22 protein-coding genes and 1 pseudogene are annotated in these 16,231 nt (G+C 68.7%); 8 read left to right on the top strand and 15 right to left on the bottom strand.

Going from position 1 to position 16,231, the window contains the following annotated elements:
- Positions 1–181, bottom strand: a 181-nt coding sequence (locus tag V7702_RS00725; protein ID WP_335648229.1) for a GFA family protein, incomplete at its 3' end; no start/stop codon positions are given.
- Between the two features lie 73 nt (positions 182–254).
- A complete protein-coding gene (locus tag V7702_RS00730; RefSeq protein ID WP_335648230.1) occupies positions 255–1,028 on the bottom strand; it encodes a Stf0 family sulfotransferase in 774 nt (257 codons plus the stop codon).
- Here V7702_RS00730 and V7702_RS00735 point away from each other — a divergent pair.
- Positions 1,027–1,650 carry a hypothetical protein gene (locus V7702_RS00735; RefSeq protein WP_335648231.1) on the top strand — a complete coding sequence of 208 codons (624 nt, stop codon included), beginning with the start codon at positions 1,027–1,029 and terminating at the stop codon, positions 1,648–1,650. The two genes, V7702_RS00730 and V7702_RS00735, sit on opposite strands and share 2 nt — an antisense overlap.
- 22 nt (positions 1,651–1,672) lie before the next feature.
- Here V7702_RS00735 and V7702_RS16865 read toward each other — a convergent pair.
- The 5 genes and pseudogenes from V7702_RS16865 to V7702_RS00765 form a co-directional block, all read right to left on the bottom strand.
- Positions 1,673–1,992, bottom strand: a pseudogene (locus V7702_RS16865) (type II toxin-antitoxin system RelE/ParE family toxin).
- Positions 1,940–2,245 (bottom strand): type II toxin-antitoxin system RelB/DinJ family antitoxin, encoded by a 306-nt coding sequence (locus V7702_RS00750; protein ID WP_335648233.1) that lies wholly within the window; start codon positions 2,243–2,245, stop codon positions 1,940–1,942. The pseudogene V7702_RS16865 and the gene V7702_RS00750 overlap by 53 nt, the downstream one beginning before the upstream one ends.
- A 78-nt stretch (positions 2,246–2,323) precedes the next feature.
- A complete protein-coding gene (locus V7702_RS00755) occupies positions 2,324–2,902 on the bottom strand; it encodes a hypothetical protein (protein WP_335648234.1) in 579 nt (192 codons plus the stop codon).
- Positions 2,899–3,096 (bottom strand): hypothetical protein, encoded by a 198-nt coding sequence (locus V7702_RS00760; protein WP_300574762.1) that lies wholly within the window; start codon positions 3,094–3,096, stop codon positions 2,899–2,901. Before V7702_RS00760 ends, V7702_RS00755 begins: the two co-directional genes overlap by 4 nt.
- A complete protein-coding gene (locus V7702_RS00765) occupies positions 3,093–3,419 on the bottom strand; it encodes a hypothetical protein (protein WP_335648235.1) in 327 nt (108 codons plus the stop codon). Before V7702_RS00765 ends, V7702_RS00760 begins: the two co-directional genes overlap by 4 nt.
- 87 nt (positions 3,420–3,506) lie before the next feature.
- Here V7702_RS00765 and V7702_RS00770 point away from each other — a divergent pair, with 87 nt between their 5' ends.
- The 7 genes from V7702_RS00770 (at position 3,507) to V7702_RS00800 (ending at position 8,884) form a co-directional block, all read left to right on the top strand.
- The gene (locus V7702_RS00770) at positions 3,507–4,151 is read left to right on the top strand and encodes a S24 family peptidase (RefSeq protein ID WP_335648236.1); all 645 of its coding nucleotides are present in this window, start codon (positions 3,507–3,509) and stop codon (positions 4,149–4,151) included.
- Between the two features lie 49 nt (positions 4,152–4,200).
- Entirely contained in the window at positions 4,201–4,620 is a 420-nt protein-coding gene (locus tag V7702_RS00775) for a hypothetical protein (protein ID WP_335648237.1), read from the top strand.
- Between the two features lie 60 nt (positions 4,621–4,680).
- Entirely contained in the window at positions 4,681–5,514 is an 834-nt protein-coding gene (locus V7702_RS00780; protein WP_335648238.1) for a phytanoyl-CoA dioxygenase family protein, read from the top strand.
- 92 nt (positions 5,515–5,606) lie between these two features.
- Positions 5,607–6,239: a glutathione S-transferase family protein gene (locus V7702_RS00785; protein ID WP_335648239.1), complete on the top strand. Its 633-nt coding sequence runs from the start codon at positions 5,607–5,609 to the stop codon at positions 6,237–6,239.
- Between the two features lie 164 nt (positions 6,240–6,403).
- Positions 6,404–6,847, top strand: coding sequence for a MarR family winged helix-turn-helix transcriptional regulator (locus V7702_RS00790; RefSeq protein ID WP_335648240.1), 444 nt, complete (start codon positions 6,404–6,406; stop codon positions 6,845–6,847).
- The gene (locus V7702_RS00795) at positions 6,844–8,307 is read left to right on the top strand and encodes an MFS transporter (protein WP_335648241.1); all 1,464 of its coding nucleotides are present in this window, start codon (positions 6,844–6,846) and stop codon (positions 8,305–8,307) included. Before V7702_RS00790 ends, V7702_RS00795 begins: the two co-directional genes overlap by 4 nt.
- A 58-nt stretch (positions 8,308–8,365) precedes the next feature.
- The gene (locus tag V7702_RS00800; RefSeq protein WP_335648242.1) at positions 8,366–8,884 is read left to right on the top strand and encodes a hypothetical protein; all 519 of its coding nucleotides are present in this window, start codon (positions 8,366–8,368) and stop codon (positions 8,882–8,884) included.
- Positions 8,885–8,897: 13 nt separating this feature from the next.
- On the opposite strand, the gene V7702_RS00805 is transcribed toward V7702_RS00800, so the two are convergent.
- From V7702_RS00805 to infA, 8 genes are all read right to left on the bottom strand, one after another.
- Positions 8,898–9,674, bottom strand: coding sequence for a thioesterase family protein (locus V7702_RS00805; protein WP_335648243.1), 777 nt, complete (start codon positions 9,672–9,674; stop codon positions 8,898–8,900).
- 41 nt (positions 9,675–9,715) lie between these two features.
- Entirely contained in the window at positions 9,716–10,132 is a 417-nt protein-coding gene (locus V7702_RS00810; RefSeq protein ID WP_335648244.1) for a Na+/H+ antiporter subunit G, read from the bottom strand.
- A gap of 2 nt (positions 10,133–10,134) precedes the next feature.
- Positions 10,135–10,404, bottom strand: coding sequence for a K+/H+ antiporter subunit F (locus tag V7702_RS00815; protein ID WP_335648245.1), 270 nt, complete (start codon positions 10,402–10,404; stop codon positions 10,135–10,137).
- Positions 10,401–10,892: a Na+/H+ antiporter subunit E gene (locus V7702_RS00820; RefSeq protein ID WP_335648246.1), complete on the bottom strand. Its 492-nt coding sequence runs from the start codon at positions 10,890–10,892 to the stop codon at positions 10,401–10,403. The genes V7702_RS00815 and V7702_RS00820 overlap by 4 nt, the downstream gene beginning before the upstream one ends.
- The gene (locus V7702_RS00825; protein WP_335648247.1) at positions 10,889–12,415 is read right to left on the bottom strand and encodes a monovalent cation/H+ antiporter subunit D; all 1,527 of its coding nucleotides are present in this window, start codon (positions 12,413–12,415) and stop codon (positions 10,889–10,891) included. Before V7702_RS00825 ends, V7702_RS00820 begins: the two co-directional genes overlap by 4 nt.
- On the bottom strand, positions 12,412–12,810 hold the full coding sequence (locus V7702_RS00830; RefSeq protein WP_335648248.1) for a Na+/H+ antiporter subunit C: 399 nt from the start codon (positions 12,808–12,810) through the stop codon (positions 12,412–12,414). Before V7702_RS00830 ends, V7702_RS00825 begins: the two co-directional genes overlap by 4 nt.
- On the bottom strand, positions 12,807–15,671 hold the full coding sequence (locus V7702_RS00835; RefSeq protein ID WP_335648249.1) for a monovalent cation/H+ antiporter subunit A: 2,865 nt from the start codon (positions 15,669–15,671) through the stop codon (positions 12,807–12,809). The genes V7702_RS00830 and V7702_RS00835 overlap by 4 nt, the downstream gene beginning before the upstream one ends.
- Positions 15,672–15,790: 119 nt before the next feature.
- Positions 15,791–16,060, bottom strand: coding sequence for a translation initiation factor IF-1 (gene infA / locus V7702_RS00840; protein ID WP_300574777.1), 270 nt, complete (start codon positions 16,058–16,060; stop codon positions 15,791–15,793).
- Positions 16,061–16,231: the final 171 nt, after the last annotated feature.

Consider the following 16,231-nt stretch of genomic DNA (forward strand, 5'->3'; position numbering starts at 1 on the left):
CGCCCGCCGTCACCTCGAAGGCCTCGGCGGCAAACAGCGCGCTCAGCGAAAACGCGCTCGCCGTCATCTGCTGGCAGCCCCGGCAGTGACAGGCCATGGTCACCTTCGGCCCCTCGCTCACCCGAAACCGCACCTGCCCACACCGGCACCCGCCGTCTCTGATCCCGTCGCTCATGGTCATCTCCCCTGTCTGGCTCCCCTTAGGCTGCGCAGGCCAACCCGGCGGCGTCCAGAGCGTGGCTCCCGATGAGCCCTCACTCCGTTGAGGAGGCCAGACCCGCCTCCGCCCGAAACCGCGCCGCCCAGTCGCGGTTGGTGTCGTCCGCCATCTTCCGGACGCTGGGCGAAACCCGATCGGCCGGCGCGGGATCGAGCGCCAAAGCCTCCAGGACGCGGCGCACGGCTCCCTTCGGATCGGCCGACAGGTCGTCATAGGCGATGCGGACCGGCGTGATCGCCTCAGCGTCGAACCACGCATTCCAGTCCCGGTCATAGCCTGTCATGGCCTTCACCCAGCCTTGCAGCTTCTGGCCGTCATATTCCGGCGCGCGGGGCGGCCCGACCCGTTCCAGATCCGAGCCGTCGGCCGCCACATGCCAAAGGCCGGTCTGCTCGGCCTTCAGGCAGGACACCGCCTGATCGACCTTGTCGGCCCGGAAGAGATGAATGAACAGGGTGCGCCCGAACACGCCCTCAAACCGCGCCCGCTCCGAGCGTTCGTCGGCATGGACCAGGGCCAACCGGGAAAAGAAGAAGTCGAAGCTCGGCCGCTGCAGGCGCAGCCCGAAGAGCCCGTTGTCGCTGCGCCCCCGCGCCAGGGCCGCATGGATGCAGGCCTCGACGACTTCGCGCTCCGAGGCGGCGGCGTCCGGCTCGACCCCCAGCCGCCGCGTCCATTCGGCCAGGGCAGGCTCATGAAAATGAGACGCCGGCTTCCCCGCCACCCCCGTCTCCGCCAGCAACCGGCACAACAGCGTGCTCCCGCTGCGCGGGGCGGTGCAGATCATATAGGAGGCGTAATCTGTCATGATCGATCTGCTAGAGACGCGGCGCGACGCACCGATGACCATAACCGCCACACTCGAAGACGTCCCGCCCTCACCCCTTTATGAGATGGCCACACGCCTTCGTCGCTTCATGGAGCCGGTGTGGGACGATTGGCTGGCCGCCGGGCCCTGGCGCCGCGGTCCCACCCCGTCGGCCGGCGCCTGCGGTCGCACCAGCCTGTTCGTCCACGACGCCCTTCGGCGCGAAGGCTATGACGCCGTCTGGTCGAACGGCGTCCCACGTCTATCCGAGACCTCCCAGATCGGCGATTTCGGCTTCCTCGTCCACGGTCGCTGGGAGAGCCACGCCTGGGTGACCTGTCAGGGCTGGATCGTCGACATCACCGCCGACCAGTTCGGCGCCCCGCCAGTGATCGTCACCCCGGCGACAGATCCCCGCTACGCCGCCAACGACCTCGACACCGCCGACCCAGACGCCATCCTCCGCCGCCAGGCGACGGCGGCGAGCCTGACGGCAGCCTGGCTCGAAACCCAACCAGGCCTGAGATTGGTCCGAGACCTCTTACGGCCTCACGCCTTCCCACCGCCGAAAATCCTTGAGCTCATCGCCACCGGCGTCGTCAGAAGCCACACGGTGAACTGAGAATGTCACGCCCCGAGCCCCGTCAGCCCGACGGCCATTGCTGGGTCGCGTGAAGCACCCGCAGGATGACCACCGCGCGATCATTCTCAGCATAGACCACGATGTAGTTTGGCCGGACAACCATCTCGCGCGTACCGGCGACCCGTCCTGGCCGATAGAGCTTCGGCCGCTGGCCAGCCTGGAAACCTTGACCTCAATCTCGTCTATCAGCCGCTGTGCGGCGTCGGGATTGTCGTCGGATATGTAGTCCAGGATCTCAAGCAGGTCTGCGCGCGCCGCCTCGCGCCATTCAATCGACCAGGCGGTCACGGCGCTTCCGGTCGATCCGCGCCTGGGCTTCATCCATCACCTGCCGATGAGGCGCTGCTGGGCTTGTGTCAGCCAGCGCCTCCTGAACCTTGGCGCGGAACCAAGCGTCGTGCGCTTCCGGATCGGACGTAAGTCCGGCCGGCAGTCCCCCCTCCCTGGCGATGCGGGTCAGCAGGATGCGAACAGCGTCAGAGACCGTGAGGCCGACACGGGCGAGCTTCTCCGAGGCGTCGGCCTTGAGCTGCTCGTCCACGCGCACATGGAGCATTGAGGTTTGCACGGCCATAGCTAGCGCTCCTAGAGACATTCTCATTTTGTATCTCAAATGAGAGACGATCAAGGCCATTTAGAAGCGAGCGCCCCCTCAACCACGCCCACTCGCCAGCACATCCAGCGCAACGCCGAGCAGCGCCTCGATGCGGCCCACTTCCCGCTCGCTGGCCACGGCTTCCCGGGGCGTCAGTTCCTGGCCGCAGACCAGATCGCAGGCGCTCACCAGGTCGGTCTGGTCCCAGAGCCTCGCCCGCATCGCCGCCAGCCGCGCAGCCGCCTGGGCCGAGCCTTCGGCCGCCATCAGCAGCGTCTCTTCGCGAGCGCCCGGACCCGCCGGGCCGCCGCCGCCCGGCCGCACGTCCAGGGTCGAGCGGATGGCGCCGTCCCGCGCGGCCCGGCGATAGAGGGCGCCATAGCGCTCCCCGGCGGTCTTCTGGGCCGCAGTGATCCTGCCCTTGCGCGCCAGCCAGTCCAGCCCGGCCTGCCGGCGATAGGGTCGGCCAGCCGACGACGGCCCCTCGAACGCCGCGCCGCGGGCCTCCGACAGGCCCACGGTTTCGGCCACCCCCTCGGCCACCGCCACAGCCTCCGCCCGGTCTTTGGCCCGTATCTCCAAGTTTCGCAGTCGCGCCCGGGTGCGCGCCGCCGGATCGAAAATCTGTCCCCTCAAGGCCGCCCCCGCGACACCACCGCATCGGCAAGTCGATAGACCGCCTCGCTGGCCGCCCGCTCCCCTTCCAGGATCACCAGCCCAGCCGCCGTATGGGCCAGCAGCTCCTTCAGGAACTGCGCCCGGTCGCCCGGCGTCCGATGCCCCAGGGCCTGGGCGACCAGGCTGCCGGCGTCACCCGGCGCCCCGCTCATCGCCCGGCCTCCGGCCACACCAGCGGCAGACCTACATGCACGCCGTTCCGCCCGACCCGCGTCTCGGTCAGGGCCGCAAAGCCGCCCTGCGCCATCACCTTGGCCACGTGGAGCTCGTGACGGGCGAAGCGCGGCTGGGCCTCACCCGCCCCGCGCGCCACCTGCCCGCGGAAGGCGCGCTCCAGCCGCGCCAGTTCGCGGTCCTCCAGCCGCAGCAGCGCCCGCGCCTTGCCCGGCGAGGTCCCCCCGCGGCGGAGATTGGCGTAGTCCCCCAGGCTGGTGGGGCTTCGGGCCGCGGCCCGGACAGGATGTGTCTGTTGCATGGGCAGACTGTATTTTTCATACATACATCCGGCAAGCGGAAACTGTAGGCTATGTACAGTTATCCAGAGTTGCGCTAGACCACGGCCATGAACGAACGGTCCGACCGCCTCCGCCAGGCCCGCCTCGACGCTGGGCACGAGACCGCCGCCGCGGCGGCCGAGGCGTTCGGCTGGAACCGCAACACCTACGCCTCCAACGAGAACGGCAACGCCCCCTTCTCCTATCGCAAGGCCAAGGAGTACGCCGCCGCCTTCGGGGTCAGCGCCGAATGGCTCTATGACGCCGCCGGCCCCGTGCGCGCCTCGGCGCTTGCCGGCTACGTCCCGATCCTCGGCCGCGTCGGCGCCAATCCCGATGGGGTCGTTCTGTTCGCTACCGGCCAGGATGCTGGGGATCTGGCCCCCATCCCGCCTGGCGGCACGGACAAGGCCGCGGCCCTGCGGGTCGTTGGCCATTCCATGCGGGGGCTGGCCGACGACGGCGCCCTGATCTATTTCGAAGACCAACGCACCCCGCCCACGCCGGACATGCTGGGCCATGTGGTGGTGGTCGAGATCGATACCGACGAGGTGCTGGTCAAGCGTCTGCTTCGCGGCTCCCGCTCGGGTCTGTTCGATCTGGAGAGCGTGGCCGGCCCCACCCGTCAGGACGCCCGCCTGCGCTGGGCCGCCCACATCACCGCCATCATCCCCCCCTTTCAGGCTCGGCGCATCATCCAGTCGGCCATCTGAAGGCGACACTTCTGATTGCAGATATCTGTATATATTATACAGTTTTGGCATGCCGCAGTCCGCGATTGACCCTGAACTCCCCGCGATCTACGCCGCCCTCGACCATGCCGATGAGCAGGTCTGGCGCCACGGCCAGGCCAACCGCGCCTGGGGCGTCGCCTGGTCGGGCCTCACGCCCGAGCCGCCCCGTCGCCGCAGCCCCGACCAGGTCCGCCACCTCTCTGAGAGCCGTCTGGCCAGCGCCAACGCCTGGGCCCAGTCCCCCGAGGGCCTCCTGAAATCGGCGCTCAGCGATCTCCAGCGCGCCGCCCGCGCCCTCGACCAGCACGCCGAGTCCCTGCGGGAAGTCGCCTCCCGCGGCCTGGCCGACCAGACCTCGCTCACCGCCCGTCGTCGGCTGTCCCTGCTGTCTCACGAGGCCTGCGCCGCCCTTTGCGCCCTGCGCGCCGTCCGTAGCGCCCTGCCTTAGGCCGAGTCTATGCTGCCCCCGACGCGCCCGTCAGAGGCGCGAGATGCCTGGGAGCACGCCATGGACCTGCCGACCGCCACCTTCGACGTGGAGGCGCATGCCGCACGCATGACCACCGACGGCTACACCCGCCTGGATAACCTGCTGGATGAGGCGGCCCTGGCCCAGGTGCGCGACGCGCTGGCCCCGCACCTCGGCGGTCACCGCGGGCGCAACGCCTTCGAAGGCTTCGCCACCGAGCGGGTCTATACCCTGGTGGCCCGGGGCAAGGTGTTCGAGGACCTGACCGAAGACCCCCGCATCCTCGCCCTCCTCGATCGCTTCCTTCTGCCCGGCTATCTGCTGACCGCCAGCCAGGCCATCGCCATCCAGCCCGGCGAGGCCGCGCAAGGGGTCCACTATGACGACAGCTTCTACCGCCTGCCGCGCCCCCGCCCGCCGGTCAGCCTCAGCGTCATCGTGGCCATCGACCCCTTCACCGACCAGAACGGCGCCACCGACATCCTGCCGGGCAGTCATCTGTGGAGCGACGAGAAGGTGGCGGCCTTCAGCCAGGACCCCGACGCCGCCAGCCGCCTGGAGCCCGTGGTCATGCCGGCCGGTTCGGCCATCGTCTTCCAGGGCCATATGCTTCACCGGGGCGGCGCCAACCGCTCATCGGCTCGGCGCCTGGCCCTGACCAACCAGTATTGCCAGCCCTGGGCCCGCACCCAGGAGAACTACTTCCTCGGCGTCCCCCGCGAGCAGGTCCGCCAGATGACGCCCCGTCTCCAGGCCCTGCTGGGCTACGACATCTGGCCGCCCTTCATGGGCCATGTCACCGCCTCCCACCCGGCCAAGACCCTGGAGGACGGCTGGGTTCCGCCCGTCCTGCGCCCGACCTCGCCCGGCTGATTGTCGCCGCCCGAGCTCAGCGGGGAACGACTGCTGCCACGTCGCTGTCAGCAGTCACCGGTTATGTGGTGGCCATCAACAGGAGCCCAACCATGTCGGACCTCGTTTTCTACACCAACCCCATGTCGCGCGGCCGCATCATCCGTTGGATGCTCGAAGAGGTCGGCCAGCCCTATGAGACGAAGGTCCTGCGCTGGGAGACCGGAGATGCGAAGGCGGCCGACTATCTGGCCATCAATCCCATGGGGAAGGTGCCGGCCATCGTTCACGACGGGGTGGTGGTCACCGAATGCGCCGCCATCTGCGCCTACCTCGCCGACGCCTTCCCCGAGGCCGGGCTTGCGCCCCCCGCGCACAGCAAGCTCCGCGGACCCTATTATCGATGGCTGTTCTTCGGCGCCGGCCCGATCGAACAGGCCGTGGGCGCCAAGGCGGTGAGCTTCGAACCCACGACGGAACAGAGCCGCATGCTAGGCTTCGGCCACATCGAGGACGTGCTGGGCGCCATCGAGGGCGCGGTTAAGGATCGCGCCTATCTTGTGGGCGACGGCTTCACAGCCGCCGACCTCTATCTCGCCTCCCATTTATCCTGGGGGATGAACTTCGACACGATCGGGAAGCGCCCAGCGTTCGAAACCTATGTGGAGCGCCATCTCCAGCGCCCGGCCGCTCGACGCGCCGACGAGATCGACAATGCGCTCATTGCGGCGCAGCCGACCGCCTGACCCTCGCCTTGGAGCATGTTCCGTCCGCAGGATCGGAACATGCTCCGGCTGAGCCGCTAAGGCGCGACGCCCACCCCCGACAGAGCCCACCACCGCCCTTGACCTGAGGCGCCAGGGGTCTATCTAGGCGAATAGATAGTTCACTTACTTAACTAGATCGCCTCATGTCGCCTGAGTCCGCCCTCGACCCCGACCAGCTCGCCGAGCTTCTGCGCCCCGCCCTCCTGCGGGTGTCGCGCCGCCTGCGGCAGGAGGCCGCCAAGGCCGGCCTCTCGGCCCTCGACGTCCTGCTGCTGGTGGAGATCAAGCGCCAGCCCGGCGTCGGCGTCTCCGACCTGGCCGACGCCGAACAGATGTCGCGGCCAGCCATGAGCACCCACATCAAGCGCCTGGAGGCCGCCGGCTGGATCAGTCGGCTGAGCCACGCCTCCGATGGTCGCCGCTCAGGCCTGACCATCACGCCGGCCGGCATGGCCGCCCTGGCTGACGCCAGGCGACGGCGCAACGATTGGCTCGCCGCCCGGCTCAGCGTGCTGGGTCCCGACGCGCGACAGGCCCTGCACGCTGCTGCCGGTCCGCTCACAGCCCTGGTCGAGGCCCAGCCATGACCGAAGTCTCCGCCATCGACACCTCCGCCGACCCCGACAAGCCCGTCGTCGCCACTGCCGAGGAGCGCGCCGCAGCCCTGAGCCGCGGCTGGATCGTGCCCGCCGTCATCGGCTCGGCCCTGATGATGCAGACCTTGAACGCCACGGTGCTGTCCAACGCCCTGCCGGCCATGGCCCGCGACATGGGCGAGGATCCCCTGCGCCTGAACCTGGCCATCACCATGTACCTGCTGGCCGCGGCGGTCTTCCTGCCCATCAGCGGCTGGGCGGCCGACAAGTTCGGGGCCAAGCGGATCTTCGTCCTGGCCATGGCTCTCTACGCCCTGTCCTCGGCCCTCTGCGGATTCGCCGACTCCCTGATGGAGCTGGTCGGCGCCCGGCTTCTTCAGGGCGCCGCAGGCGCGATGATGGCGCCCGTCGGCCGCCTGGTCCTGCTGCGCACCACGCCCAAGAATGAGCTGGTCGGCGCCATGTCGGTCCTGACCATGCCGGCCCTGCTGGGTCCGGTGATCGGCCCGCCGGTGGGCGGCTTCATCGTCACCTTCTGGGACTGGCCCTGGATCTTCTTCATGAACCTGCCCATCGCCGCGGTGGGCCTGCTGCTGGTCCTGCGCTTCGTGCCCAATGTCGCCCTCCAGGACGCCAAGCGCCTGGACTGGAGGGGCATGCTGCTCACCGGCGTCGGCCTCGCCTGCGTGATTTTCGGCTTCGAGAACCTCGGCCGCGACATCCTCCCCGCCGCCGCCGTGGCCGGCCTGTTCTTCGGCGGTCTCGCCATGCTCTGGCTCTACGCCTGGCATGCCCGGCGGACCCCGCACGCCATACTGGACCTCTCCCTTTTCCGGCTGAACACCTTCCAGGCGGCCGTGATCGGCGGCGCCTTCATGCGTATCGCCATGGGGGCCACGCCCTTCATGCTGGCCATGCTGCTGCAAGTCGCCTTCGGCATGACCGCGCTTGCCGCGGGTCTGCTCACCTTCGTCGGCGCGGCCGGCGCCCTGATCATGAAGACCACCGCCCCGCCGATCCTGCGTCGCTTCGGCTTCCGCCGGGTGCTGATCGTCAACGCGGTGATCACCGGCGGCTTCTTCCTCGCCTACGCCCTCTTCCGACCTGACACCCCGCACTGGGTGATCATGCTGGTCCTGCTGGCCGGCGGCTTCTTCCGCTCCCTGCAGTTCACCAGCCTCAATGGCCTGGCCTATGCCGAGATCGAGCAGGACCGCATGAGCCGCGCCTCTACCATGTCCGCCATGGCCCAACAGTTGATCCAATCGGTGGGCATCGGCCTGGCCGCCACCCTGATCCACGCCTTCACCCAGATGGCCGGCGAGGACCAGATGACCGCGGCCACCATCTCGCCGGCCTTCCTGGTGATCGGCGCCATCACCTTCATTTCCCTGATCTTCTATGTCCGGCTGCCCCAGGATGCCGGCGACGAGATGAACAGCCGAAGCTGACGGCGAGCCTTGACGCCGCCCTTCCCCTGCCCCCTATGGCGGGGGAAGGAGCCTCCCCATGAAATCCGCCTTTGGGACCGCCGCCATCGCGGCCCTGGCGCTTTGCGCCTGCTCGCCTGCCAAAGAGCCCGCCGCCGCGCCGCCCACGCCCGCCGAGGCCCCGCCGCCGGCCCAGGTCACCCAGCCGGGCATCTCCTGGGGAACCGCATCCAATGGCGAAGGCATAGCCCTCCTCCTCAGCGACGCCGCCGGCGCGCCTATCCTGCGCCTGGGCTGCATCCGCAATCCTGCTGTCATGACCCTGGCCATCGAAGGCTTCACCCCGATCGGCAGCGAAGAACGCCTGACCGTCGGGCTGGACGACACCCTGTTCGTGTTCGTGGCCGACCCCACCGCCTCAGGCCCTGGCGTGCAGGCAGAGGCCGACATCTCGACAGACTTCCTCGATCGCCTCGAAGACGCCAAGGCGATCCGCGCGGTCTACGGAAACCAGGAGCTCGGACCGCACATGCCGCCGCCGGCCGGCATCGCCGCAGGCTTCGCCGCCGAGTGCCGCCGGGCGGTCAGCGTCTCCTAAACCAGGGCCAGCCTCAGCGCTTCATCACCTGGGCCAGCGCCGTGCAGGCGGCCGAGCCGATCGGCCCCTGCTCGTCATAGAGGAAGCACTCCCCCACCGCGACGCCGTCGCTGGCGCCGTGGTTGACCACCTCGAAACCGATCCACTCGGTGGCTGGCAGCCGGTGCAGATAGACCGTCACATCGCTGTTGATATAGGCCAGCCCCTTGTCGCCGGCGTTGGCGAAGGGGCTGGCGAAGTCGGCGGCCACCGCCACACGGGTGAAGGGCGTCAGGGGCTCGCCGCCCACCAGCTCGCGCACCTCGCTCATCCAGGTCCGCTTGACGCCAACCTCGCCGAAGTCGCCGGTGATCCGCCGCATGGCCCACATGCCGCCCATGCCCATGCGCTTGTCTTCCGGCGGCGGGATGTCGGCCGGCGCCGGCACGTTCCAGTTCCCCGGCGTCCAGACAGTCCCCTCGGGGTTCTCCGTCCGGCGCAGGAACTGGCAGCTCGCCCGACCCATGCTGACGCCGCCGCTGATGAACTCGGCGTCCACCACCTTGATGCGCCGGCCCTCGCGCACCACCCGGGTGGTCACTTCCACAGGTGAGAAGTCCGGCAGGCGGTACATGTCCACGGTCAGGCGCGCGGGGATGAAATCAGGCTCCCCATGCTCGGCCTCAAGCACATGGCCCAGCAGGCCGACGATCACCCGGCCATGCAGGGACTGGGGGTTCCACGGGCCGCGGCAGGCCGGCGTCGGCAGAAAGCGGCCATCCTGCCGCTGGAAGAAGGGGTCATTTGTCATCGCGGCGATCCATCCCGGATTCCCACCGTGGGGGCAAGGATTCAGCGCGGGATGTTGAGCTGATCGGTCTCCAGGCCTTGGAAAGTCGCCCATCCCGTCCCCAGCCCGGTCTTGGGGAGGCCCTCGGCGATGTCGTCCATGGGATTGGGATCGATCAGCCGCCCCTGGCGGTGCAGGTGGGCCTTGGCGATCATGTTGGCCGAGATCGGCGCGGTCAGGAACAGGAACAGGGTGATCAGCAACTCATGGGCCGAATAGCTCCCCTGGATCGCCGGAAAGAAGATCATCGAGGCCACCAGCAGCGAGCCGACCCCCAGGGTCGTCACCTTGGTGGGCCCATGCAGGCGGGTCATCAGGGACGGCATCCGCGCCAGGCCCCAGGAGCCCACCAGGGCGAAGACGCCGCCGAGCACCAGCAGGGCCGAGATCAGGATTTCGAAGGGGCCGGCGTCCATCATCGTCACTCCACGATATCGCCGCGCAGCAGGAACTTGCAGTAAGCCACCGTGCCCACGAAGCCCACCATGGCCAGCAGCAGGGCGGCCTCGAAATAGACCGCCGAGCCCTGCTGAATCTGCATTAGCACGATCAGGGCGATGGCGTTGATGGTCAGGGTGTCCAGCGCCAGGATCCGGTCGGCGGTGGTTGGCCCCCGGGCCAGGCGCCAGAAGTTCAGGGCCATGGCCAGCCCCACGCAGGAGATGGCGAACAGGACAGCGATCTCGATCATGCGAAGATCCTCTTCAGCCGCGCCTCATAGCGGCTCTTGATCCGGTCGACCTCGCCCGCGGGGTCGGCGGTGTCCAGGGCATGGACCAGCAGGGCTCGCCCACAGGACGAGACGTCACAGGACACTGTGCCCGGCGTCATGCTGATCGTCCCGGCCAGCATGGTGATCGCCTCAGGGCTGCGCAGGTCCAGCGGCACCACCAGCCATGCCGACCGCAGATCCTTCGACCGCTTGAACAGCACGATCATGGCGATCTGGAAGCTGGCGGTGATAATGTCCCAGACTACAAGGCCCAGATAGAACCAGGTCGGCGGACCAAAGCGCAACTTCGGCCGGTCGGGCCAGAACGGGCTGGTCAGGATCGGCACGACCACGCCGACCACGACTCCCAGCACCAGACCGCCCACCGTGAGGCCGTTGGCCAGCAGCATCCAGACGATGATCAGGGTGACGGTGAGCGCCGGGTGCGGCAGCAGCTTCTTGATCATGGCGCGCCCCTCGATGGCGCCAGGACGGCGTCAGGATAGGCCTGCAGGTCATAGAGCTGCGCAGCCGTCGCATTCAGATAATCCGTCACCGGCCCGCCGGCGATGGTCAGAACGGCCAGGGCCGCCAGCAGGGCCGCCACGATCGCCGCCGAGGCGCTGGGCGCCACGGGCTCGGCCGCCTTCACCTCGCCCTCGGTGGCCGCGCTCTTCCAGAAGATCGCGCTGCCGGCCCGCGCAAAGGCCAGCATGCTGATCACCGTCGTCCCCAGGATGCCGCCCCATACCCACCAGCCGCCGGGCGATGCCCGCACCGCGTCGAGGATCAGGAGCTTGCCTGGAAAGCCCGACAGGGGCGGCAGGCCAACCACGGCGATGGCCGCCAGGAAGAACAGGCCCGACAGAACGCCAGCCTGCGCGAACGGTGGGCTCGGGGCCAGGGTGTCCCCATAGTTTCCCCGTCGCGCGGCGATGACGTCCACCAGCAGGAAGAGGGCCGCTGCTGAGAAGGTCGAATGCGGCAGGTAGTAGAGCGCCGCCGCCGTCGACTCCGGCGTGAACATGGCCAGGGCGCAGAGCAGCGTGCCCATGGAGCCGATCACCGAATAGGCCGCCATCTTGCGCAGGTGACGGGCGCCCAGCACGCCGATGAACCCCAGCACCAGGGTCACCAGCGCCGCCGGGAGCAGCCATGGCGCGGGGGCCCAGGCCAGTTCGCCTGCGCCATCGCCGAAGGTGGTCGTGGTGAAACGCAGGATGCAGTAGGCGCCAACCTTGGTCATGATCGCAAACAGCGCCGCCGTCGGCGCCGAGGTCGAGGCGTAGGTCCGCGGCAGCCAGAAGTGCAGCGGCACAAGGGCCGCCTTCAGGCCGAACACCGCCACCATCAGGAGCCCGCCGGCCAGGATCAGGGCGTGGTCGCCGGCCGGAGCCTGGGCCACCCGCTCGCCCATATGGGCCATGTTGAGCGTGCCTGTGGCGCCGTACAGCAGGCCGACGGCCACCAGGAACAGGGTCGACCCCACCAGGTTGACCACGACGTACTGCACGCCCGCCTTCAGCCGCGCCGCCCCGCCCCCATGCAGCATCAGGCCATAGGAGGCGATCAGCAGCACCTCGAAGAAGACGAACAGGTTGAACAGGTCCCCGGTGAGGAACGCCCCGTTCAAGCCCAGCAGCTGGAACTGGAACAGCGGGTGGAAGTGCCAGCCCTTTCGGTCCAGCCCGCTCACCACCGCATAGGCCATCACCGCCAGGGCCAGCAGCGCCGTGGTCACCAGCATCATGGCCGACAGCCGGTCGAGCACGAGCACGATGCCAAAGGGCGCCATCCAGTCGCCCATGGCGTAGACATCGATCTGTCCGGTGGAGGCCTGTCCCAGCAGCAGGCCGCTCACGGCCAGCAGAACCAGGCAGGCGGTCAGGGACAGGGTCCGCGACGCTATGAGCCGATGCCGCAGGAACAGCAGCATCAACGGCGCCAGCAGGGCCGGTATCAGGATCGGCGCGACCATCCACGGGTTCACGGCGCCGCCTCCACGTCCCGTCGAACCGGAAGATCGGACGCAGGTCCCTCGGCGTCGGCGTCGATGTCGCCTGCCCCGTCCACCTGGTCGGTGCCGGCCTCGAGGAAGGTGCGTAGGGACAGCACCACCACCAGGGCGGTCATGCCGAACGAGATGACGATGGCGGTCAGCACCAGGGCCTGGGGCAGCGGGTCGGTATAGGCCGCCACATCCTTGCCGTAGATCGGCGGCTGGTTCACCACCAGCCGACCCGAGGCGAACAGGAAGACGTTGATGGCGTAGGACATGAAGGCCAGGCCCAGCACCACCGGGAAGGTTCGCCCGCGCAACACCAGATAGATGCCGGCCGCCGACAGCACGCCCACCGCCGAGGCCACCAGGAACTCGATGCTCATGCGCCCTCGCTTCCAGGAGTGGGCGCAGGCGGCCGGCTTGGATCGACGTCCATGGCGTACTCGCTGGGGGCCTCCTTCTCGGCCCGCCGCGCCACGCCCGACAGGTGGTGCAGGGCCAGCATCACCGCGCCGACCACCGTGAAGGCCACGCCGATGTCGAAGGCGAGCGCGCTGGACAGGCCCACATCGCCGATCAGCGGGATGGAGACATATTCATAGGCGCTCTTCAGGAAGGGCGCGCCAAGCGCCATGGCGACGAGCCCGGTCAGGGCGGCCACCGTCACCCCAAAGCCGATCAGGGCGTGGTGGTCGGCCGGCAGCCGGCGGTTCGACCAGGCATAGCCCGAGGCCATGTACTGCATCAGCAGGGCGATGGAGACCACCAGGCCGGCGATGAAGCCGCCGCCGGGCTCATTGTGGCCGCGCAGGAAGATGTAGAGGCCGACCACCGAGGCGAGCGGCAGCAGCAGCCGGGTGGCCACCACCAGCATCATCGGATGACGCTCGGGGCTGCGCCGCTGGTCCGGCTCCCAGTTGGCCAGCCGCTGGCCCGAGGCGCCGCGGTCGGCGGTCTCCAGCAGGGCGAAGATGGTCAGGGCCGCAATGCCCAGGACGATGATCTCGCCGAAGGTGTCGAAGCCGCGGAAGTCCACCAGGATCACATTGACCACATTGGTGCCGCCGCCGCCGGAATAGGAATTGGCCCAGTGGAACTCAGAGATCGACGGCGGCCCATCCCGGCGCAGCAGCGCCCAGGTGGCGCCGGCCATGCCCAGGCCGCCGAGGGTCGCCAGAACCCCGTCGCGGGTGCGGCGCGCCGGGCTGCTCTCCACCGGGGTCGTCTTGGGCATCAGGTTGAGCGCCAGCAGCAGCAGCAGGATGGTCACCACCTCCACCGAGATCTGGGTCAGGGCGAGATCCGGCGCCGACAGATAGACAAAGCCCAGAGAGACGATCGAGCCGATCACGCTGATGAAGATCAGCGCCAGATAGCGCTGCCGATGGCCCAGCACCACGGCGGCGGTTCCGCCGATCAGCAGCGCCCAGCCGATAATCGCCGCCCCGGGCGCGGCCAGCGTCGGGCGTAGCCCCTCCACATGGGGGGCGCTCAGGAAGCCGGCCGCCGCAGCCAGGATGGCGGCGCCCAGGATGATCGCGAGGTAGCGCTGCAGGGAGCCGTTGTGCAGCCCCTCGGTCGCATCGCGCGCGCCGCCTGCGCCGGCCGCCACCGTCCTGTCGAACAGGCTCTTGGCCTCCGGCAGGCCGACAGCCGTCCAGATCCGCGCGACATGCCGGTGCAGGGCCAACAGGATGGCGCCGCCGACGATCGCCGCCAGGCTCATGGCGAACGGAACATTGAAGCCGTGCCACAGGGCCAGGTGCTTCTCGCCGGCCGCGCCTCCGGTCACCGCGGCGGCCACGGCGTTGACCAGCGGCCCGGCCACCAGGGCTGGCGCCAGGCCGATGGCCACCGCCAGGATCACCAGCACGGCCGAGGGCGCCCACATGCCGAACGGCGCGTCATGAGGCTTGGCGGGATAGCTCTCGCGCTTAGGCCCGAAATAGACGCCGACCACATAGCGGAAGGCGTAGGCGGCCGAGAACAGGATGCCGACCATCACCATCGCCGGGATCAGCCAGGGCAGGCCGAAGGCCGAGCTGTGGACCGCCTCCTCCAGCATCATCTCCTTGGAAATGAAGCCGTTCAGCGGCGGGATCCCCGCCATGGCCGCCCCGGCCAGCACCGCCAGGGTCGCGGCGATGGGCATCAGGGTGACGAGGCCGCCCAGCTTGCGCAGGTCCCGGGTGCCGGCCTCGTGGTCGACGATGCCGGCGTTCATGAACAGGGCCGCCTTGAAGGTGGCGTGGTTGATGATGTGGAAGACGCCCGCCACCGCCGCGGCCGGCGTGCCGAGGCCAAACAGGAAGGTCAGCATGCCAAGGTGGCTGATGGTCGAATAGGCCAGCAGGCCTTTCAGGTCGTCCTTGAACAGGGCGACGACAGCGGCGAACACCATGGTCACCAGGCCAACCCCGCCCACCAGATAGAACCAGGCCTCCGTCCCCGACAGCGCCGGCCAAAGGCGGGCCAGCAGGAAGACGCCGGCCTTCACCATGGTCGCCGAGTGCAGATAGGCGCTGACCGGCGTTGGCGCGGCCATGGCGTGGGGCAGCCAGAAGTGGAACGGGAACTGGGCCGACTTGGTGAAGCAGCCGCCCAGGATCAGCAGCAGGGCCGGCAGGTACATGGGCGAGGCCTGGATGGCCGCGCCGCTCTGCAGGATGACGCTCAGATCATAGGAGCCGGCGATCTGGCCCAGGATCAGCAGGCCGCCGATCAGCGACAGCCCGCCCATTCCGGTGATCGTCAGGGCCATGCGGGCGCCCTGGCGTCCCTCCGGCAAATGGCGCCAGTAGCCGATCAGCAGGAAGGACGAGAGGCTGGTCAGCTCCCAGAAGATCAGCAGCAGCAGGATGTTGTCCGACAGGACGATGCCGACCATCGCCCCCTGGAACAGCAGCAGGAAGGCGAAGAAGCGCCCCATGGGATCGCTCTTGGCCAGATAGAACCGGGCATAGATGATCACCAGCAGGCCAATGCCCAGGATCATCCCGGCGAACATCAGGCCCAGCGCATCGAGGAAGAAGTTGAGGTTCAGGCCGAGCGTCGGGAACCAGGCGATCCTCGTGCTCACCACCTCCCCGGCCATCACCTGGGGGGCGAGGCTCAACAGCAGGACGAGGGCGCTCGCCGTCACGAGCCCTGTAGCCAGCGCACAGGCGTTGCGGCCAAGGCGGATGGTCAGCGCCGGCGCGAGCGCGCCGATGAACGGCAGTAGGGCGATCCACGCCAGGGTCAAAATGGCCCTCGAGCTGAAGTCGTCGGTAGGGGAAGGCGCTCATCAATAGCGGCGCCGCGCCGCAGCCCCAATGAAATTCGCGTTATTGCAGAGCTGTCGGCTCCGCCAGACGCCCCGCCTTAGCGGCGACGGAACTGCGGACGCTGGCCGCCGCCCATGCGCGGGCCTTCAGTCTTGTGGCGATAGGTGATGCGGCCCTTTTCCAGGTCGTAGGGCGTCATCTCCACCGTGACCCGGTCGCCGACCAGCGAACGGATGCGGTTCCGCTTCATGCGGCCGGCCGTATAGGCGAGAATGGTGTGTTCATTGTCCAGCTGCACCCGGAACCGGCCCTCGGGCAGCAGTTCGGTGATCACGCCTTCGAACTCGATGAACTCTTCTTTGGACATACGTATCGTCTCCTGCTGGCCGCCGACGCCCGGCGTGTCGGCCCCCAGGCCGCGCCCCGACCATCAGAAGGGGCTAGTTCAGGTCTGCGCCCCAAAGAGCGGCGCCATGCGGTCCAGACGCGCCAACGGCCCCGCTCTGCCCCGGCGAACCGATGCATCTGAGGGGCGCTT

The sequence above is a fragment of the Phenylobacterium sp. genome (assembly GCF_036963605.1).
Classification (GTDB): Bacteria; Pseudomonadota; Alphaproteobacteria; order Caulobacterales; family Caulobacteraceae; genus Phenylobacterium.

What these genes read in the sequence shown, in the direction of transcription:
- V7702_RS00735 (WP_335648231.1), top strand. Translation starts at nt 1,027, where the DNA reads ATGATCGATCTGCTAGAGACGCGGCGCGACGCACCGATGACCATAACC.
- V7702_RS00730 (WP_335648230.1), bottom strand. Translation starts at nt 1,028, where the DNA reads ATGACAGATTACGCCTCCTATATGATCTGCACCGCCCCGCGCAGCGGG.
- V7702_RS00750 (WP_335648233.1), bottom strand. Translation starts at nt 2,245, where the DNA reads ATGGCCGTGCAAACCTCAATGCTCCATGTGCGCGTGGACGAGCAGCTC.
- V7702_RS00760 (WP_300574762.1), bottom strand. Translation starts at nt 3,096, where the DNA reads ATGAGCGGGGCGCCGGGTGACGCCGGCAGCCTGGTCGCCCAGGCCCTG.
- V7702_RS00765 (WP_335648235.1), bottom strand. Translation starts at nt 3,419, where the DNA reads ATGCAACAGACACATCCTGTCCGGGCCGCGGCCCGAAGCCCCACCAGC.
- V7702_RS00770 (WP_335648236.1), top strand. Translation starts at nt 3,507, where the DNA reads ATGAACGAACGGTCCGACCGCCTCCGCCAGGCCCGCCTCGACGCTGGG.
- V7702_RS00775 (WP_335648237.1), top strand. Translation starts at nt 4,201, where the DNA reads ATGCCGCAGTCCGCGATTGACCCTGAACTCCCCGCGATCTACGCCGCC.
- V7702_RS00780 (WP_335648238.1), top strand. Translation starts at nt 4,681, where the DNA reads ATGGACCTGCCGACCGCCACCTTCGACGTGGAGGCGCATGCCGCACGC.
- V7702_RS00785 (WP_335648239.1), top strand. Translation starts at nt 5,607, where the DNA reads ATGTCGGACCTCGTTTTCTACACCAACCCCATGTCGCGCGGCCGCATC.
- V7702_RS00790 (WP_335648240.1), top strand. Translation starts at nt 6,404, where the DNA reads ATGTCGCCTGAGTCCGCCCTCGACCCCGACCAGCTCGCCGAGCTTCTG.
- V7702_RS00795 (WP_335648241.1), top strand. Translation starts at nt 6,844, where the DNA reads ATGACCGAAGTCTCCGCCATCGACACCTCCGCCGACCCCGACAAGCCC.
- V7702_RS00800 (WP_335648242.1), top strand. Translation starts at nt 8,366, where the DNA reads ATGAAATCCGCCTTTGGGACCGCCGCCATCGCGGCCCTGGCGCTTTGC.
- V7702_RS00805 (WP_335648243.1), bottom strand. Translation starts at nt 9,674, where the DNA reads ATGACAAATGACCCCTTCTTCCAGCGGCAGGATGGCCGCTTTCTGCCG.
- V7702_RS00810 (WP_335648244.1), bottom strand. Translation starts at nt 10,132, where the DNA reads ATGATGGACGCCGGCCCCTTCGAAATCCTGATCTCGGCCCTGCTGGTG.
- V7702_RS00815 (WP_335648245.1), bottom strand. Translation starts at nt 10,404, where the DNA reads ATGATCGAGATCGCTGTCCTGTTCGCCATCTCCTGCGTGGGGCTGGCC.
- V7702_RS00820 (WP_335648246.1), bottom strand. Translation starts at nt 10,892, where the DNA reads ATGATCAAGAAGCTGCTGCCGCACCCGGCGCTCACCGTCACCCTGATC.
- V7702_RS00830 (WP_335648248.1), bottom strand. Translation starts at nt 12,810, where the DNA reads ATGAGCATCGAGTTCCTGGTGGCCTCGGCGGTGGGCGTGCTGTCGGCG.
- infA (WP_300574777.1), bottom strand. Translation starts at nt 16,060, where the DNA reads ATGTCCAAAGAAGAGTTCATCGAGTTCGAAGGCGTGATCACCGAACTG.